The 17,293-nt window shown below is 69.4% G+C and carries 8 protein-coding genes; 1 reads left to right on the top strand and 7 read right to left on the bottom strand.

What is annotated here, in order from left to right:
* Nucleotides 1-23: 23 nt before the first annotated feature.
* The 7 genes from ABCR88_RS19540 to ABCR88_RS19570 are packed head-to-tail and all read right to left on the bottom strand — an operon-like array spanning nt 24 to nt 15,960.
* Entirely contained in the window at nt 24-803 is a 780-nt protein-coding gene (locus ABCR88_RS19540) for an alpha/beta fold hydrolase (RefSeq protein ID WP_350403145.1), read from the bottom strand.
* Nucleotides 800-1,915, bottom strand: a complete 1,116-nt coding sequence (locus ABCR88_RS19545; protein WP_350403146.1) for a saccharopine dehydrogenase NADP-binding domain-containing protein — start codon at nt 1,913-1,915, stop codon at nt 800-802. Before ABCR88_RS19545 ends, ABCR88_RS19540 begins: the two co-directional genes overlap by 4 nt.
* Complete coding sequence (locus tag ABCR88_RS19550; RefSeq protein ID WP_350403147.1) at nt 1,912-7,335, bottom strand: amino acid adenylation domain-containing protein; 5,424 nt, start codon at nt 7,333-7,335, stop codon at nt 1,912-1,914. Before ABCR88_RS19550 ends, ABCR88_RS19545 begins: the two co-directional genes overlap by 4 nt.
* A complete protein-coding gene (locus ABCR88_RS19555; RefSeq protein ID WP_350403148.1) occupies nt 7,332-10,802 on the bottom strand; it encodes an amino acid adenylation domain-containing protein in 3,471 nt (1,156 codons plus the stop codon). Before ABCR88_RS19555 ends, ABCR88_RS19550 begins: the two co-directional genes overlap by 4 nt.
* Nucleotides 10,792-12,558 carry an ABC transporter ATP-binding protein gene (locus ABCR88_RS19560; protein WP_041118726.1) on the bottom strand — a complete coding sequence of 589 codons (1,767 nt, stop codon included), beginning with the start codon at nt 12,556-12,558 and terminating at the stop codon, nt 10,792-10,794. The genes ABCR88_RS19555 and ABCR88_RS19560 overlap by 11 nt, the downstream gene beginning before the upstream one ends.
* Entirely contained in the window at nt 12,555-14,300 is a 1,746-nt protein-coding gene (locus ABCR88_RS19565) for an ABC transporter ATP-binding protein (protein WP_325984842.1), read from the bottom strand. The genes ABCR88_RS19560 and ABCR88_RS19565 overlap by 4 nt, the downstream gene beginning before the upstream one ends.
* A complete protein-coding gene (locus ABCR88_RS19570) occupies nt 14,293-15,960 on the bottom strand; it encodes an AMP-binding protein (protein WP_350403151.1) in 1,668 nt (555 codons plus the stop codon). Before ABCR88_RS19570 ends, ABCR88_RS19565 begins: the two co-directional genes overlap by 8 nt.
* A 374-nt stretch (nt 15,961-16,334) precedes the next feature.
* Between ABCR88_RS19570 and ABCR88_RS19575 the strand changes: the two genes are divergently transcribed.
* Nucleotides 16,335-17,237 carry an AraC family transcriptional regulator gene (locus ABCR88_RS19575; RefSeq protein WP_011061777.1) on the top strand — a complete coding sequence of 301 codons (903 nt, stop codon included), beginning with the start codon at nt 16,335-16,337 and terminating at the stop codon, nt 17,235-17,237.
* Nucleotides 17,238-17,293 lie beyond the last annotated feature (56 nt).

A 17,293-nucleotide genomic window follows, 5' to 3' on the forward strand; every position in this document is an offset into this window, starting at 1 on the left:
GTCGGGGTCTACCAAGGGAAAATTCATGGGGTCGAGGGCCAGCACTGCCACGGCTGCTCGCCGAGGCCCGCCAGCAGCCGGGTCAGGTGGCGCAGCAATTCGGCCTGTTGCTCGCGCAGGTAGAAGTGCCCGCCGGGAAAGGCCTGGAAGTCGGTGACCTGGGCGCTGACCTCGGCCCAGGCATAGGCTTCGTCCTGGTCCACCTCGGTGTCCCGGGCCCCCAGGCATACGCTCAGGGGCAGGTCCAGGGCGCGGCCGGGCGCACCGCGGTAGCACTCGATCAGCCGGTAGTCGTTGCGCAGCGCCGGCAGGTACAGGTCGCGCAGCGCCGGGTCATCCATGGGCGACGACGCACCGTCCGACAGGCGCCGCACATCCGCCAGCAGGTCCTCGTCCGGGCCCAGGTGCAGTTCGCCGCTGCGCTGGCGATGGGGCGCGGGGTGCGCGGACACGATCAACCGTTGTGGCGCCGAGCCCTGCTGCTGCATGCGCGCCGCCACCTCATAGGCCAGGGCCGCGCCCATGCTGTGACCGAACAGCACCAGGGGCCGGTCCACCAGGTCCGACAGGGCCCGGGTGATAGTGCCCGCCATCCACTCCAGGCTGCCGGGCCAGCTTTCGCTCAGGCGCTCTTCGCGCCCCGGGTACTGCACGCTGACCAGCTCGACATCCGCCGGCAACTGGCCACGCCAGTCGTTGAAAAAGCTCGCACTGCCACCGGCATGAGGCAGGCACACCAGGCGGCAGCGCGGCGGTTGCGGCTGCGGATAACGACGCAGCCAGGCACTGGGAACCTTTCTCACAGCACGCCCTCCTCTGGCTCGGCCAGCGCCACAGCGGCGAAGTCGGGCAGGTGCACCCGGGTATCCGGCAGCCAGCGCAGCAGTTGTTCCAGGCAGGCCGTCGCGTCCAGCACCTGGGCGGCGTAGTGCAGCCCCTCAGGCAGATGCGCCCACTGCAGTGCACAGAAGGCTGCGACGCTGCCGGTCAGGCGCGAGCCGTCGCTGGCCCGCAGCCAGGCGCTGGCCTGCTGCTGGCGGCCCTCGCGCAGGCCGTCGATTTCCACTGCCAGCAGTTGATAGGGCCGGCGCCCGGCCACATCCAGGGCGCTGGCCTGCACCAGCGCAGCGATGTTCTGCGCGCTGCTCCGCGCCTCTGGCGCCGAGCCCTGGATACGTTGCAGGGCCGCCGCCAGTTGGCCACCCTCGAACAGGTTGAAACCCTGACCGTGGCGCACCGGCACATCACCGAACAGGCGCTGCTGCTCGGTGCTCAGGTACGGATAGGCCTGCACCCCGGCCGGTGGCAGCCAGTCGCGTTGCAATGCCTGTTCGGCACTTGCCGTGCTGCGCACCACCTGCCCTTCGCACCAGCCGCACTGGGCCTGGCCGAAGCCGTTGCCCAGGCTCAGCAGGAAATCCTCGGCAGCCGTGGCGGACAAGCGCCCCAGCCCACCGGCATAGCAGCGCAAGGCATCGACCCGCTGGAAGGACTGCGCCAGCAGTTGCGGAAACAGCCCCGAGAGCCCCGGCAGCATGCCCGCCGACAACAGCACCCGATGCCCCGCCGGCAGCTGTCCCACCAGCCGCTCATGGAGTGGATCGTCGCCCCCCACATCCAGGTAGTCGGCGCCTGCGGCCAGGGCGGCCCGGGCCACCCGATCGAGAATCCGGTAGCTGGGCCCGGCGCAGTTGATCACCAGCGAACAACCAGCGCAGAAGTCCGCCAGGCTCTGTGGCTGCCACAGGTCCAGGGCGCGCACCTCGGCGCGCGCCCCCAACTGCTGGTTCAGTTGCTCGGCCTGCCGCGGATCGCGTCCACCCAGGCGCAGTGCCACCTTGCCGGCCAGCAACTGCGCGACCTGACGGCCGACGCTGCCGTAAGCGCCGACCAGCCCCATCACCCCTGCCCTCATGCCGCCACCTCGGTGGGTGCATCGAAGGCCTGGGCCACGGCTTGCACCTGGGGCTGCTGCATGCAACTGAAATGATCCCCGGGCACATCCACTACCCGCAGCTCACCCAGGCACAGGGCCTGCCAGTAGGCGCTCATGTCACGGTGCATGCCGGGCAGCACCTGCACCTCGCCGCTCTGGCGAATGAACAGCATGTCGCCCTGGTACGGCGTGGCCTCGTGCAGGGCTACCGCGGCCAGGCTGTGGCGCAATACCTGCAACTGCTCGCGCAGCCAGTGCAGGTCGCTCAGTTGCGAACCGGCGTGGCGCATGGCCTCGGCAATGGCCTGCAGGCGCTGCTCCGGGGTCTTGTGTGCCAGACGCCGCAGGCAGGCCAGGGCCGGGGCGCACTGGGCATCCTCGCTCAAGGCCAGCAGCGAACCCTGGGGCACGCGCCCCGGAGTCTGCGCCAGCACCCGGGCGATGGTGCGTTCCATGGCCTGTTCATCCTCGGGGTAACCCAGGGCCAGCGGATCGGCCTGCATCACCCGGGCGAACACGTACTCGGCCAAGAGGTCGTCCTCGATCATGAACGGCACCCGGTAGCTGCTGATCACGCTCAGTTGCAGCACCTCGATGGAGCGCGCCGCCAGGCACGCCGCCAGCTCGGTGGCCAGCAGCCCGCCCAGGCAGTAGCCGACGATGCTCACCTGGCGCCGGCCTTCGGCCTGCAGAGTGTCGGCATAACGCTCGGCCAACTGGCGGATCGCCGTGGCCGGCTCCAGGGCCAGGTAAGCCGGCACATCGTTGAGCACCAGCCCTTCCAGGGGCGCTTCTTCCCCCAGGGCGGCAAACAGGGCGCGGTACGGCGCCAGGGTGCCGCTGCCGTCGTGGACGAAGATCCGCGTCGGGCCCTGGGCCTTGTCGCTGATGCGCACCAGCGGCGAATCGCCCTCCACGCCCTGGCCTCGCAGGTAATCGGCCAGGGCCGCCACCGTGGGCTGGTTGATCAACTGGCGCAGCAGGTCACTCCAGGGCAACTGCCGGGCCTGGGGCAAGGCTTCACGCAGGCGGCCCACCACCTGGGCCACCAGCAGCGAGTCGCCGCCAAGCTCGAAGAAGCCCTGGTCACGGCCCACCGCCGGCACCCGCAACAGGGTCTGCCAGACCTCGGCAATGCTGCGTTCCAGCTCATCCACGGGAGCCGCGCCGCTGCTGGCCTGCTGCTCGGGGCCGGCCACGCCGATCCGCGCCAGGGCCTGGCGGTCGACCTTGCCGTTAGCGGTCAGGGGCATTTCATCGAGGATCTGCCAGTGGCTCGGGATCATGTACTCCGGCAGGTGCCGGGCCAGATGGGCCCGCATCTGCTCGGGCTCCAGGGCCTGGCGCTCGCTCTTAAAGCGGGTGATGAACAGGTGCTGGCCGATCTGCGACATGGCGTCATCGGCCCCGGGCAGGCACAGCGGGGTCTCGCCTCCGGCCTCCAGCAGCAACTGCTGCCACTGTTCGCGGCGGATGAAGGTGGTATCCAGTTCGGCCCGGAAATCCTCGAAGGCGGTGAGGCCCTCCTTGAACTCCATGGACGCCATGATCTGGTAGGTGTCGCGAGTGGCCTCGATGAAAATCAGCCAGCCGCCCGGGGCCAGCATCTCCCGCAGACGCGCCAGCACCCGGCTGGCGTGCCGCGAGTTGTGCAGCACGTTGGCGCAGAGGATCACGTCCAGGGAGTTGGCGGCCACGCCCTGGGCCCAATGGTCCTGGTTGAGGTCGAACAGCCCGTAGCTGACCCAGGGATAAGCGGCGAAATGCTCCCGGGCCTCGTTGAGGAAGAACTGCGACAGGTCGGTGAACTGGTAGTCCACCGCCAGCCCGTCCAGGGCCGGGATCAGGTCGGCGCTGGTACCGCCGACCCCGGCGCCGATTTCCAGCAGGCGCAGGCGCTGGCCGGCCGGACGCTGGCGGATGATCTCCTGCACCGCGGCGCACACCGCCTGGTTCAGGTACTGGCTGATCAGGTTCTTGCGGTAGGCGCCTTCGGCGGTATCGGTGCGGCCCTGGGGAAACAGCAGGTGCAGCGGGTCCAGTTGGTCGCTCATCAGCGCCGGCAGTTGCTCCTGGCTTTCGCGCAGGTAGCGCAGGACTTCGCCGCCCCAGCCCACGGACGGTTCCAGGACATCGATGCGCTGCCATTGCTGGCGGTATTCCTCGGCCGACACCTGCAGGCCCGAGTAACGACCCGTGTGCAGGTCCCGGTGCACCAGGCCTTCCCGGGCCAGGGCTTGCAGCCAACGGCGGATCAAGCGCTGGTTGCGCGGCGCCACCTCACAAGCCGCGACAATCTCGTCCAGGGCATGGCTCTGCCCGGCGCTCTCGAACAAGCCGGGGCGTTGCAGGGCCAGGCCCATGGACAGCAGTGCGGCGCGCTCGACACAGGCCGACATCTCGCTCACCAGGGCATCGCTCAAGCCGCCGCGCACGGCTTCGGCCGCCGCCTGGGTGCGCGCCTGCAACTGCGCCGGCCAGGCGATCGGCGTGTCCCGCAGGCTGGCCCGCAGGCAGGCTTGCAAGTGCCGCTCGAAGGCGCCCTCGCCCGCTGCCACCACCACCGCGGACTCCACATGGGGATGGCTGAGCAGCGCGCTTTCCACCTCCGCCAGTTCAATGCGGTGGCCACGGACCTTGACCTGGAAATCTTCGCGGCCGAGGAACTCGATCAGGCCGTCGTCCAGGTAGCGCCCCAGGTCGCCGGTGCGGTACAGGCGCTCGCCGCTGCGCGGATGGTCGACAAAGCGCTCGGCGGTTTTCTCGGCATCCCCCAGGTAACCCAGGGCCAGACCGCTACCGGCGATGTACAGCTCGCCGGCCACCCCTTGCGGTCGATCCCGGCCCTGCTCGTCGAGCACCATGAAGCGCTGGTTGGCCAGGGGCATGCCGTAGGGAATGCTGCGCCACTGGGGGTTGACCTGGGTAATCGGATAGTAGATCGACCAGATCGCCGCTTCGGTGGCGCCGCCGAGGCTGATCAGCCGCAGCCCGGGCAGTAGCTGGGCGGCCTCCGCCGGCAGGTTCAGGGGGATCCAGTCTCCAGACAGCAGCGCCAGGCGCAGGGAACCGGGGGCCATGGATGGCACGGCTTGCAGGTAGTGGGTGAGCATCTGCAATTGCGCCGGCACCGAGTTCCACAGGGTCACCCCGTGTTCCCGGACGCACTCGGCCCAGTGCGAAGGGTCGGCGCGGCGTTGCGGGTCCGGCAGCACCAGGGCGCCGCCCACCGCCAGCAGGCCGAAGATGTCGTACACCGACAGATCGAAGCCCAGGCTGGCCAGGGCCAGTACCCGGTCTTGGGCCTCGATGGCAAAGCGCTGGTTGATGTCGACGATGGTATTGAGGGCCGCCTGATGGTTGATCATCACGCCCTTGGGCACCCCGGTGGAGCCCGAGGTGTAGATCACGTAGGCCAGTTGCTGCGGGTCGATGTCCAGGCTCGGCAACGCCCGTTGTGCCGCCCGCGGGCCCTGGTCCACCGCGATCACCTGGGTCACCCGCGCCGGCCAGCACAGGCTGTCGCTCAGCCAGGACTGGCTGAGCACCCGGGCGACCTCGGCGTTATCCAGGATCAACTGGCGCCGGGCCTCGGGCTGGTTGGTGTCCAGGGGCAGGTAGGCGGCCCCGGCCCGCAGGATGCCGAGCACCGCGATCACCTGTTCCAGGCCTTTGTCCATGCACACCGCGACCCGCTCTCCAGGCTGGCAGCCGGCGTCGAGCAAGGCTTCGGCCACGGCTTCTGCGCGCCCGGCCAGTTCGCCATAGCTCAGTTGCGCGGCGCCCTGGATCAGCGCCACACGCTCGGGTGCAGCCGCGGCCTGGCGCCAGAACGGCTCATGCAGCAGGCCGGAGGGCAAAGGCGCGGCTGTCTGGTTCACCAGCTCGCGCTGCAGGCGCTGGGCCGCCGGCAACTCCAGGCAGTCATCCAGGGTCCAGGCCGAGGGTTCCCGAGCCAGGCGCTTGAGCAGGCGTTCGAAGGTGTCGAACAGCGCATCCAGCAGGCTCTCGCTGAACACCCCTTCGCGGATGTCCCAGTTGATCGCCAAGCCGTCGTCACGCTCGCTGACCTGGCAGTCGATCAGCACCTGGGGCGTCTGGCTGATGCCGAACACCAGCTCGGCACCGGGCATGAAGGCCCCGCCGCCGCTCTCGCCGCCGGCACCCAGGGTGCTGGTGAAGGCGTAGGGCATCAGCGCCGCGTCCTGGCCCTTGCGCCGCGCCAGCTCGCGCAGCACTTCGATACCCGAACACAGGCGATGGTCCATGTCCTGCCACAGGCGCTCCTGCAGCTGCTGGCTGCGCTGGCCGAAGCTACCGCCTTGCAGGGTCTGCACTTCCAGCAGTTCCACCGAGCTGAAGTCCCCCACCAGGCGATCCACCTGGGGGTGCAGGGACAGGCGATTGAGCAGGGTCAGGCTCAGGCAGAAGTGCCCGCGCCGGCTCCAGCGGCCCAGGGTTTCGGCATAGGCCGAGAGGATTGCCGCCGACACACCGACCCCGGCCGCCGCCGCGTTCAGGCGCAAGGCATTGCAGTCCCGGGCCTCCAGGCCCATGGCCCGGCGCTGGAAGCGCGGCCCGCTGGGCGGCCCCAGCAATGGCAGTTCCGGCGCTCCCGGCAGGCTGTCGACCCGCGCCCACCAGTAGTCGCGATCACGCTGGTAGCGCGGCTGCTCGCGCAGACGGCGCTCACCCAGCACATAGTCGCGAAAGCTGATCTGCGCCGGCGCCGGCAGGCTCTCGCCGCGATACAGCTGCTGCAGTTCGGCCAGCAGCATGCGCACGCTCTGGTAGTCGCACACCAGCAGGTCCACTGACAGATGCAAGCGCGAGGTGTCGCGGCCCTGGCTCACGCACAGCTCGATCAGCGGCCATTGCTGGGGCGGTGCACGGCGCAGTTCCATGCGTTCGCGCAAGGCCTGCAAGGCGCTGCCGTCGTCCCGGCTCAGGTCGTGGCGGGCGATGGAGTAATGCGGCACCTGGGGCAGGATGCGCTGGTAGCCCTCCTCCAGGACCACGGCCCGCAGCATCTCGTGACGCGCGATCAACTGGTTCCAGGCCTGCTCCAGGCGTACCGGGTCCAGGTCCTTCTGGGCGAACTCCAGGTAGCCGTGGCAGGCCACGCCGCCGTAGCTGAAAGCCGTGGTGCGGCCCAGCAGGTAGGCGGCCTGCACGTCGGTCAGCGGGAAGGGTTCTTCCCGGGCCGAATGGTCGGCCTCCAGGGTCGGCATCTGCGCCGCTTGCAGCTGTTGCAGCAGCGCCTCCTTGTGTTCGCGCAGCTGTTGCAGGCGCGCCTCGTCCATGACCCCGGCCGGGGCCCGATAGCGCAAGCGGCCCTGTTCTTCCCAGAGCTCCACACCCAGTTGTTGCAGATCCTGTTGCAGTTGCTGCAGCGTCATAACACGCCCTCCACCATTGCGTTCTGATTGACGGGCCGCTGTTCCCGGCGCGAGGCAAGCAACTGCCCCTGCAGGGCCACGGTGGCCGCGTTGAAAAAATCCTTGAGCGACAGTTCCAGCTGGAACTGCCGGGCGATGCGTTCGATCAACCGGGCCGCCAGCAGGCTGTTGCCGCCCAGGGCAAAAAAGCCCTGGTGCCGGCCCACCTGCGGCACCTCCAGCAGCTCCTGCCAGAGCGCGGCCACGGCCTCTTCCCATTCCCCTTGCGGCGGCTCGGCACTCTGCGGCTGGATGCCCCGGCGCTGCTCCTGCAGCAGCCACAGCAATGCCGCGCGATCGACCTTGCCGTTAGTGCTCAGGGGCAGTTCCGGCAGGCTCAGCCAGAGGTCCGGGAGCATGTGTTCGGGCAGCCATTGCCCCAGCCACTGGCGCAGGGCCTGGGGTTCGGGCAGCGGCTCCCGGGCCAGGAGCACCGCCGCCAGCTGCGCTTCGCTGCCGGGCAGCACCAGGCTCAGCGCGCGGTCGATGGCCGGGTGGCGCTCCAGGGCCACATCGATTTCTGCCAGCTCGATGCGAAAGCCGCGGACCTTGACCTGATGGTCCAGGCGCCCGAGAAACTCCAGGCTGGCGTCGGCCCAGTAGCGGCCCTGGTCGCCGGTGCGATACCAGCGCCGGCCCTCGTGCTCGACAAAGCGCTGGGCGCTGAGGGTCGGCAGGCCGCGATAGCCGGCGGCCACCCCGGCACCGCCGATCCACAGCTCGCCGGGCACCCAGTCCGGGCAGTCCCGGCCCTGGCTGTCCACCACCCGGAAACACTGGTTGTCCAGGGGCCGCCCGTAGGGGATCGAACGCCAGTGCCCGGGCACCTGCGCCACGTCCTGGTAGTTGGACCAGATCGCCGCCTCGGTGGCGCCGCCCAGGGCCACGAACGGCACGCGGTGGCCCGCCGCCCGCTCCAGGCGCCGTGGCAGGTCGAGGCCGACCCAGTCCCCGGAGACCATGGCCAGGCGCAAGGCTCCCAGGCCGCCGTCGTCGCGCACTTGCAGGGTCAGCATGTCCAGCAGCGCCGGCACCGAGTTCCACACACTCACCCGCTGCTCGCGGATCAGCCGCAGCCATTCCCGGGGCTCCTTGCGCAGCCCGTCCGCCGGCAGCACCAGGGCGCCGCCGACACTCAGCAGGCCGAACAGGTCGTACACCGACAGGTCGAAATCCAGGGCCGAGACCCCCAGCACCCGATCCTCGGCGCTCACCTGGTAGCGCCGGTTGATGGCGGTGATGGTGTTCATCGCCGCCTGGTGGGACAGTTCCACGCCCTTGGGTTCGCCGGTGGTGCCCGAGGTGAAGATCACGTAGGCCAGGGCATCCGCCGCCATCTCCAGGGGTTGCCCCAGCGCCGGTGCGACAAGCGCCTGGACCAGGGTCACCACCCGCAGTTCGGCGAGCCAGATGCCGCCCTCGCGGTGGGCCTGATCGGTGATCACCACCCGCGCCCCGGCGCGCTGGTAGATCATGTCGCGGCGCGCCGGCGGCTGCTCGATGCCCACCGGCACATAGACCGCCCCGGCGGCAAGAGTCCCCAGCACCGCGACCACCTGGTCGCGGCCCTTGGGCAAGGTGATCGCCACCGCGTCACCCGGCTGCACGCCCCACTCGCCCAAGGCCCCGGCCAGTTGCAGGGCCTGCCGGGCCAGCTCGGCGTAGCTCAGGCTGCCCTGCTCGCAGATCAGCGCCACGGCCTCGGGGTTCAGGCGCGCCTGCTGGAAAAAGCCCTGGTGCAACAGCTGCGCCGGGGTCGCGTGTGCGGTGGCATTGACCTGCTGGCGGCGCTGCTGTTGCGCTGCCGGCAGCGGCAAGGGCGCCACCTGCTGCCAGTCGTTGGCGCACAGCCACAACAGCAAGGCGCGGTAGGCGTCGAACATCTCGTCCAGCAGGCCTTCGGGGAACAGCGCCTCCACCGCGTCCCAGTTCAGCAGCAGGCCGTCGGCCAGCGGGTAGCTCTGGTGGTCGAGCCAGACCTGGGGCGTCTGCGACAGCGCCCAGCCCGGTTCGCCCAGTTGCTCGCGGCAGGTGGCGTCGACAAAGGCCGGGCCCAGGTTGCAGGCGAATACCACCGGCGCGCCCTGGCCACCGCCCTGGCGCAGCCGCGCCCGCTCGCGCAGCACTTCGACCCCGGGCCAGGCGCTGTGGGCAATGTCGCGGTGCAATTGAGCCTGCAACGCCAGGGCCTGCTGGCTGAAAGACGCGGGCTGGCGCTGGTCGACCTCCAGCAGCACCAGGTTGGAAAAGTCCGCCAGCAGATGAGGCACGCACGGGTGCAGTTCCTGGCGATTGAACAGCGGCACGTTGAGCAGGAAATGCTGGCTGGCGCTCCAGCGCCCCAGCACCTGGGCATAGGCGCAGGCCAGCACGCTGGCCAGGGTCAGCCCGTGCTGCCGGGCGCGCTGCTCCAGGGCCTGCAACTGGCCCTGGTCCAAACGCATGGCCAGGCGGCGAAAACGCGCAGTGCCGGCGTTCTGCGGTTCCTGGGCCAGGGGCAGTTGCGGGCCGTCCGGCAGCTCTTCCAGGCGCTCCAACCAATAGTCCCGGGCCGCCGCCAGCAGTGGTGCGCGCGCCGCCTGTTCGGCCCGCAGGTAGTCGGCGAAGTTCCAGTCCAGGGCCGGCAGGCTGTGCTCCTGGCCGGCATGGATCAGCGCCAGGTCGCGCAGCAGGATGCCAATGCTGAGCACGTCAGCCACCAGCAGGTCGATGTTCAGGTGCAGGCGGCTGCGACCTTCGGGCAGCAGGCTCAACTGCACATCGAACACCTGCCCACGGCTGACCTCCAGGCACCGGTGCGAGAGGTTTTCGCGGATCTGCTCCAGGGCCTCGGCAGCCCCGACGCAAGAAGCCTGGCGCAGGTCGTGGACGGTCAGCCCGGGCCAGGGGCTCTGGGGCAGGATGCGCTGGCAGGTGTCGCTGATAAAGCACGCCCGCAGCATCGGATGGCGCTGGCACAGGCGGCGCAGGGCCTGCTCCAGGCGCTGGGGCTCCAGGCCACGGCCGTCCAGTTCCTGGTACAGGTGGCAGCCGACGCCGCCCAGGGGCATGCCCGGATCGCGGCCGAACCAGTAGGCCTGTTGCAGTGGGGTCAGGGCGAAATCGCTGTTGGCAGGAGCGCTGGCCACAGCCTGCAGGCGCGGCGCCGCGAGGCCACGACGAGCCTCGATCAGCGCCCACCAGGCGTCCAGGGTCGGTTGCTGGATCAGTTCGGCGAAGCTCAGGGCCACGCCTTCGGCGGCCAGCAGCGCCGGTAGGCGCATGATGCTCACCGAGTCGAGCCCCTGCTCGATCAAGGAGGCCTGGGGTTCAAGATCCTCGGCGCTGTAGCCGAGCAGCCGGGCAATGCCTTCGCAGAGTCCTTGGGGTGAATGACTCAGGCTGGCGTGCGCTGGATGAGCGCGTGCCAGTGCTGGGTTATCGGTCATGGTGGACGTTCCTTTGGGGTACGGAAGGGGGTTGGCGCAGGCGCCAGCGATTGATCGCCTCGCGCTCGTGGAACAGCTCGCGATAACGGCCCGGGGCCGCCATCAGTTGGGCGTGGGTACCGCGCTGGGCCAGGTGGCCCTGCTCCAGCAGGAGGATCTGTCCGGCGCTGGGGGCCAGGGTCGGTTTGTGAGTCACCAGCAGCACCGTGTGCTTGCGCGCCAGTTGCAGCAGGCAACGGTTGACCCGGGCCTCGCTGATGGCATCGAGGGCCGCGGTGGGTTCGTCCAGCAGGATCAGGCTGGCGTCCTTGAGCAGCACCCGGGCCAGGGCCAGGCACTGGCGCTCGCCCCCGGAGAGGCTGACGCCGCCCTCGCCGACCCGGGTCTGCCAGCCCTGGGGCAGGCGCTGGGCCACAAGGTCCAGGCCGGTGGCGCGGGCAGCGTCCATCAGTTGGCTGTCGCTGGCCTCGGGGCCGCCCAGGCGCAGGTTGTCCAGCAGGCTCGCAGCCAGCGGCGGACAGTCCTGGAACATCAGGGCGATGGAACGATCGCGCTGCGCGGCGGACAGTTGGCGCAGGTCGACACCACCCAACAAAATGGCGCCGCTATCGACATCGCTGAACCGCGCCAGCAGGCGCAGCAGGCTCGACTTGCCGGAGCCGGAGGCGCCCACCAGCAGGTTCAGCGAGGCCGGCGCCAGCTCGAAGCTGATGCCCTGCAGGATCACCTGCTCCTGGCGCACCAGCCCCAGGTCGCGTACTTGCACCTGATGCCCCCGGGGTTCCTCGGGCTGGCTCGGCTCCGGCAGCGCCGGCAGGCGCAACAAGTGGCGCAAACGGTTCAGGCCATGGCGGGTCTGGCGCAAGGTCGTGCCGAGGTTGACCAGGGTGCTCATGGGCTCCACCAGGCAGGTGGCGAGCACCGCCAGCGCCAGGTACTGGGCCACTCCCAGGCTGCCACCGAGCACTGCATACAGGCCGCACAGCAGCATCGCGGTGTAGCCGGCCTGGAGCACCACCGCCAGCCCCAGGGCCGCCGGAAAGGTCCGCCAGTGGGCCCGACGCTGAGCCCGGCGCTGTTGCTGCAAGGCCTCGGTGAGCAGGCTGAAGCCTTCGCCGGTGCGGCCACTGGCACGTAGCAGCGGCTGCTGGCGCAGGAACTCCAGGACCCGCGCCGCCGCCTCGTTGGCCGCCGCCTCACTGCGGCTTTCGGCCTGGCCGCCCCAGCGCACGCCCCAGTGGTAGAACACCAGCAGCAGGGGCACGCTGGCCAGGGCCGCCAGGGCCATGGTGCGGTCATAGAAGAACAGCGCCACAAGCAGCGCCAGGGGCGTCAGCAAGGCGTTGGCCATGGGCTGCAACAGGTGCGCCGGGGTGCTCATGATCTGCAGTACGGTGTGGGTCACCAGCCGATTGAGCTCGGCGCTGCGGCGCTCGACGAACCACTCCAGGGGCAGGCGCACCAGTTGTTCGCCGATGCGCAGGTTCAACGACTGGGCCGCCGCAGCGCCCGCGCGGTAGCCCGCCAGTTGCGCATGCCGGCGCAACCCCAGGCACAGCAGCGCGAAACCGGCAAAGGCCCCGGCCCATCGCCACGGCGCCTGCCCGGCAGCGGCATCGAACAGGCTGGCAAAGGCCATGGGCAACAGGGCCAGCGCCGCGCCCTGGGCCAGGGCACTGGCGGCCATGGCCAGCAAGGCCCGGCGCAGCAGGCTGGCTTCGACCGGCTGCAAACTGCGTAACAGTGCGCCAATCATGCCTGCTCCCCCACCGTTTCCACGGCGCAGAACTGCTGCGCCGCCCACAGCCCGGCATACACCCCCTGCTGCTCCAGCAGGGCCTCGTGCCGGCCGCATTCAACCAGTTGCCCGGCCTGCAGCACGGCAATCTGGTCGGCATCCTGGATACTGCTCAAGCGATGGGCGATCACCAGCACCGTGCGCCCCGCCGCCAGCCGCGACAACGCCTGCTGGATCGCCGCTTCGGACTCCGGGTCGCTGGCGGCGGTGGCTTCGTCCAGCACCAGGATCGGTGCCTGGCTGAGCATCGCCCGGGCAATGCTCAGGCGCTGCACTTCACCCCCGGAGAGCTGCACGCCACTGCCCAGCTGGGTGTGATAACCCTGGGGCAAGGCGGTGATACGACTGTGGATCTGCGCCGCCCGGGCCGCCTCCTCGACCTCGGCCAGCGTGGCCTCGGGACGCCCCAGGCGCAGGTTGTCCAGAACGCTGCTGCGCAGCAGGCGCACGTCCTGGAAGACAAAGGCCACCTGGCGATAGAGGGTCGCGCTGTCCATGTCCCGCAGGTCGACGCCGCCGATGCGGATGGCCCCGGCGCTGACGTCGGCAAAGCGCGCCAGCAAGGTGGCCAGGGTCGACTTGCCAGCGCCCGAATCCCCCACCAGGGCAGTCAGGGAGCCCGGTTGCAGGCACAGGTCGATGCCGTGCAGCACCTGGGTGCCGTCGGGGTAGCTGAAAGCCACTTCATCAAAGATCACCTGATGCCCCTCGGGCTCCCGGGAAAATGCCGGCTGCGCCTGCACCGGGGTACTCAGCACAGTGCTGATGCGCTGCGCCGCCGCCCGGCCCTGGACCAGGGAATCGGCGCCATGCCCCAATGCCGCCACCGGCGCCGCCAGGGCCGGGCCAAGCAGGGCGAACGGCAACAGTTGCACCGGGTGCAGCCAGCCGGCCGCCGTCAGCGCCACCCCGGCCACCAGCACCAGGGCCAGCACCAGCAAGGGCGACAGCAGCACCTCGACACTCGCCCCCAGGCCCGCCCAGCGCTCCACCCACTGGGAGAAAAAACGCCCGAAACCCTGCACCGCGCTGACGAAATCCGCCTGCACCCGCTCGGCACGGCCGAACGACTTGACCATGGCGATGCTCTGCACAAAGTTCAGGGTCGCGGTGGACAGGTCGCCCAGGGCCGCCCCCAGGCGCTGGCGCTCGGCCTGATAGGCCGGGGTGCGCATGACCCTCAAGCGCCACAGCGCCAGCAGTGGTGGCAGCAGCACCACCAGGGTCATGGGCAGGCTCACCGTGAGCAGGTAGACCAGGCTGGCCAGGGGCACCACCAGCGCCGCCACCAGGTTGTTGGGCAGGTGCGCCACCAACTGGTGCAGAGCGCCGACATCATCCAGCAAGGCCCGTTCGGCGGTCTCCCGCTGCTGGCCGAACCAGGCCAGGGGCACCCGTGCCAGGTGCGCGGCGATGCGCTGGCGCAGTTGGCGTTGCAGGTCGCTGTCGGCCAGGTGGGTGATCTGCAATGCCGCCGCCAGCCCCAGCAGGCGCAGGAGCAAAGCGGCGGCGCCGGCCAGCAGCCAGAACTGCGCACGCTGCGCATCCAGCTCACCGGCCAGCAGCAGCGGCGCCAGTTCGGCCACGGCAATGAACGGCAACAGCCCCACCAGCGCCGCCAGGGCCTGCAACAGCATGGCCGCCAGCAGGCGCCCGCGCACCGGGTGCAACAGGTCGCAAAGTCCTTGTCGTTCAGCCACGGGCGCCACTTCCCTCCAGGGGTTCGGCCTGGGCGCCGAAGTACAGGGCCTGGATCGCCTCGCGCAGGTGCTTGCGGCTGACCTTGCCGACCCCGGTCTGGGGGAAGGCCGGGATGAACTCGAAGCGGTCCGGCAGCTTGAACGCCGCCAGGCCCTGGGCACTTAGGTGACGCAGCAGCTCCGGGGCCCGGGGCGCGGTGCCGCGAGGGATGACGAAGGCGCAGGTGCGTTCGCCCAGGAAGGCATCAGGCATCGCCACCAGGGCGATGTCGGCCACCGCCGGGTGGCTGAGCAGCAGGTTTTCCACTTCTTCGGCAGCGATCTTTTCGCCCCCGCGGTTGATCAGGTCCTTGTCGCGCCCTTCCACCATCAGGTAGCCGTCGGCGGTGAGCATGACCCGGTCGCCGGTGCGGTAGAAACCATCGGCCGTGAAGGCCTGGGCGTTGTGCTCGGGGTAACGGTAGTAACCGCGGATGGTGTAGGGGCCGCGGGTCAGCAACTGCCCCACCTGCCCCACCGGCACCGGCTGGTCGTGCTCGTTCACCACACGAATTTCGTCCGCCGGCGACAGCGGCCGGCCCTGGGTGTGCAGCACCCGCTGTGGCGGGTCCTCGGGGTCGGTGTAGCAGATCAGCCCCTCGGCCATGCCGAACACCTGCTGCAGGCGGCAGCCGAGCACCGGTTCGATGCGCCTTGCGGCCTCGTAGCTGAGTTTGGCGCCGCCCACTTGCAGCAGTTGCAACGGCGCCAGGCCACGCCCGCGGGCCTGGGCCGCTTCCAGCCAGACCAGGGCCAGGGGCGGCACCAGCGCGGTGTGGGTCACCCCCTGGCGCTCGATCAGTTCGAAGCAGACTTCCGGGCTCGGCGAGGGGCTCAGCACCACCCGCCCGCCCACCGAAAAGGTGCCGATGAACCCTGGGCAGCACATGGGAAAGTTGTGCGCCATGGGCAGCGCCACCAGGTACACACTGGCCTCGGACAGGCCGCAGCGCTCGGCACTGGCCCTCAGGTTGTAGAGGTATTCGTGGTGCCGGCGCGGGATCAGCTTGGGCACCCCGGTGGAGCCGCCGGAGAGCTGGAAACAGGCCACCGCGTCGGCGCTGGGGGACAGGAAGGTGCGCGCAGGCGCAGGCTCATACAGGCTGTGCAAGGCCGTGAATTCCTCAGCCTCGCCGGCGACTACCACCCACTCCAGCTGCGGGTTGCGGTCCTTGAGGTCGCGGGCCATGGCCCGATAGTCGAAGCTGGCGTCCCGGTCGGCGCAGAAGTAGGCCCGGGCCTGGGCAAACTCGCAGAAGCGGCCGATTTCCAGGTGCCGGTGAGCCGGCAGCGCGAAGATCGGCCGCACCCCGAGGCGGTAAAGGGCAAAGCAGACTTCGACGAAGGCTGCACTGTTGGGCAGTTGCAGCACCACGTTGTCGCCGGCCCGCAGCCCCAGCCGGTACAGGCCGGCGGCCAGTTGGTCGACCCGCAGGTCCAGTTGCCGGTAGCTCAGGTGCTGCTCGCCCTCGGTCAGCGCTTCACGCTCGGCAAAGGCCTGGGCGGCGCTGCGCAGCAGGTCGCCAAAGGTTTCGTCGCGCCAGTAGCCGGCCTGGCGGTAGCGCTGGGCGAAGTCTTCGGGCCAAGAGGGGCAATCCTTGAGGTCATCGAAAGTGGACATGCTGTCTCCTGAGTTTTTTACGCAAAAAGCGGCCCTGGACCCGAAAGATCAGGCCCCTGGAATGAGCTGGGAATCCGCCGTCAGGGTTGGCGGGAATGAAGAGTCGCCGGTGGTCCTGCGGCACTGTCGAGCAAGGGGTCGTCCATGGGAGGCTGCCGCGCCTGGAAATGAGAGTGATTATTAATAGGCAATTTGCCGGACCCGGCAATCGGCAGGACATTCGTTTGCGCGGCTTTTTCTTTTGATTGCGCGGCGTGCCCCGGAAAGAGCCAGGCACGACGGGGCTCGAAGGCTAAAGGATAATCATTCTTAATTACAGAAAGGCAATTTCCTGCTAGCGTATGGCCTCTTTTCAGGTCCACAGGGAGTTCGCCATGCTCAGCCCCAACGCTGCGCCGCAGCCTGTCAAAAGGGATTCCACCCTGCACTTTCCCAACCCGCAGCACACCGGGTCGGCCGCTGTAGTCCCGGAGGTCACCCTCTCCACCGGGACCGTGCTGATGGACAGCCAGATGTGGATGCAGGAGCCGCTCTGGGAAGGCCTGAAAATCATCCTGGTGCTCAGCGGCCAGCTCAATTGCCGGGTCGAAGGCCAGCCCGAAGTGGAGATCCGCGGGCCGACCCTGTGCGCCGTGGCCAACCAGGGCGAGCACTGCGGCGACCACCTGTTCGCCAGCGGCGTGCCGGTGCGCTACACCACGGTGCAGCTGGACTTCCCCTCGATCCGCAATGTCGGCCTGGAACCCGAGCGCCTGCTCGATCAGCGCGGCGGCGGCCCGATGCTGTTCTGCCAGCCGGCGAGCAAACCGCTGCTGGCCCTGGCGCAACAGATCTTCACCTGCCCGCTGCAGGGCCCGACCCGCTCCTTCTATCTGGGTGGCAAGGCCCTGGAACTCACCGCCCTGGGGGTCGAGGGGATTCTCGCCCAGGCCGAATCCAGGCCACTGCAGGACAGCCCGTGCAGCTCGGCGGACATCGAGCGCATCCATGCCGCCCGTGACCTGCTGCTCAACTCATTGCAGGATTCGCCTTCGCTGTCGGAGCTGTCACGCCAGGTGGGCCTGAACCCGCGCAAGCTCACCGCCGGTTTCCGTCAGGTGTTTGGCACCAGCGTCTATGCCTACCTGCAGGAGCAGCGCCTGGGCGAGGCCTATCGCTTGCTGGCCAGTGGCGAGACCAATGTCTCCAGCGCGGCTTATCGGGTCGGCTACAGTCCGGCGCATTTCTCCACGGCCTTTCGCAAGCGCTTCGGGGTGTCGCCCAAGTCCTTGCGTTGAGCCCGCTCCTGCTCGAGCCTGCTCCATCCAAAGCTGCGCCTGGTGATCCGGGCGCC

The sequence above is a fragment of the Pseudomonas sp. W17 genome, assembly GCF_040268305.1.
Taxonomy (GTDB): Bacteria; Pseudomonadota; Gammaproteobacteria; order Pseudomonadales; family Pseudomonadaceae; genus Aquipseudomonas; species Aquipseudomonas protegens.

Coding starts and splice junctions, on each gene's coding strand:
- ABCR88_RS19550 (WP_350403147.1), bottom strand. CDS start 7,335: ATGACGCTGCAGCAACTGCAACAGGATCTGCAACAACTGGGTGTGGAG.
- ABCR88_RS19555 (WP_350403148.1), bottom strand. CDS start 10,802: ATGACCGATAACCCAGCACTGGCACGCGCTCATCCAGCGCACGCCAGC.
- ABCR88_RS19570 (WP_350403151.1), bottom strand. CDS start 15,960: ATGTCCACTTTCGATGACCTCAAGGATTGCCCCTCTTGGCCCGAAGAC.
- ABCR88_RS19575 (WP_011061777.1), top strand. CDS start 16,335: ATGCTCAGCCCCAACGCTGCGCCGCAGCCTGTCAAAAGGGATTCCACC.
- ABCR88_RS19560 (WP_041118726.1), bottom strand. CDS start 12,558: ATGATTGGCGCACTGTTACGCAGTTTGCAGCCGGTCGAAGCCAGCCTG.
- ABCR88_RS19545 (WP_350403146.1), bottom strand. CDS start 1,915: ATGAGGGCAGGGGTGATGGGGCTGGTCGGCGCTTACGGCAGCGTCGGC.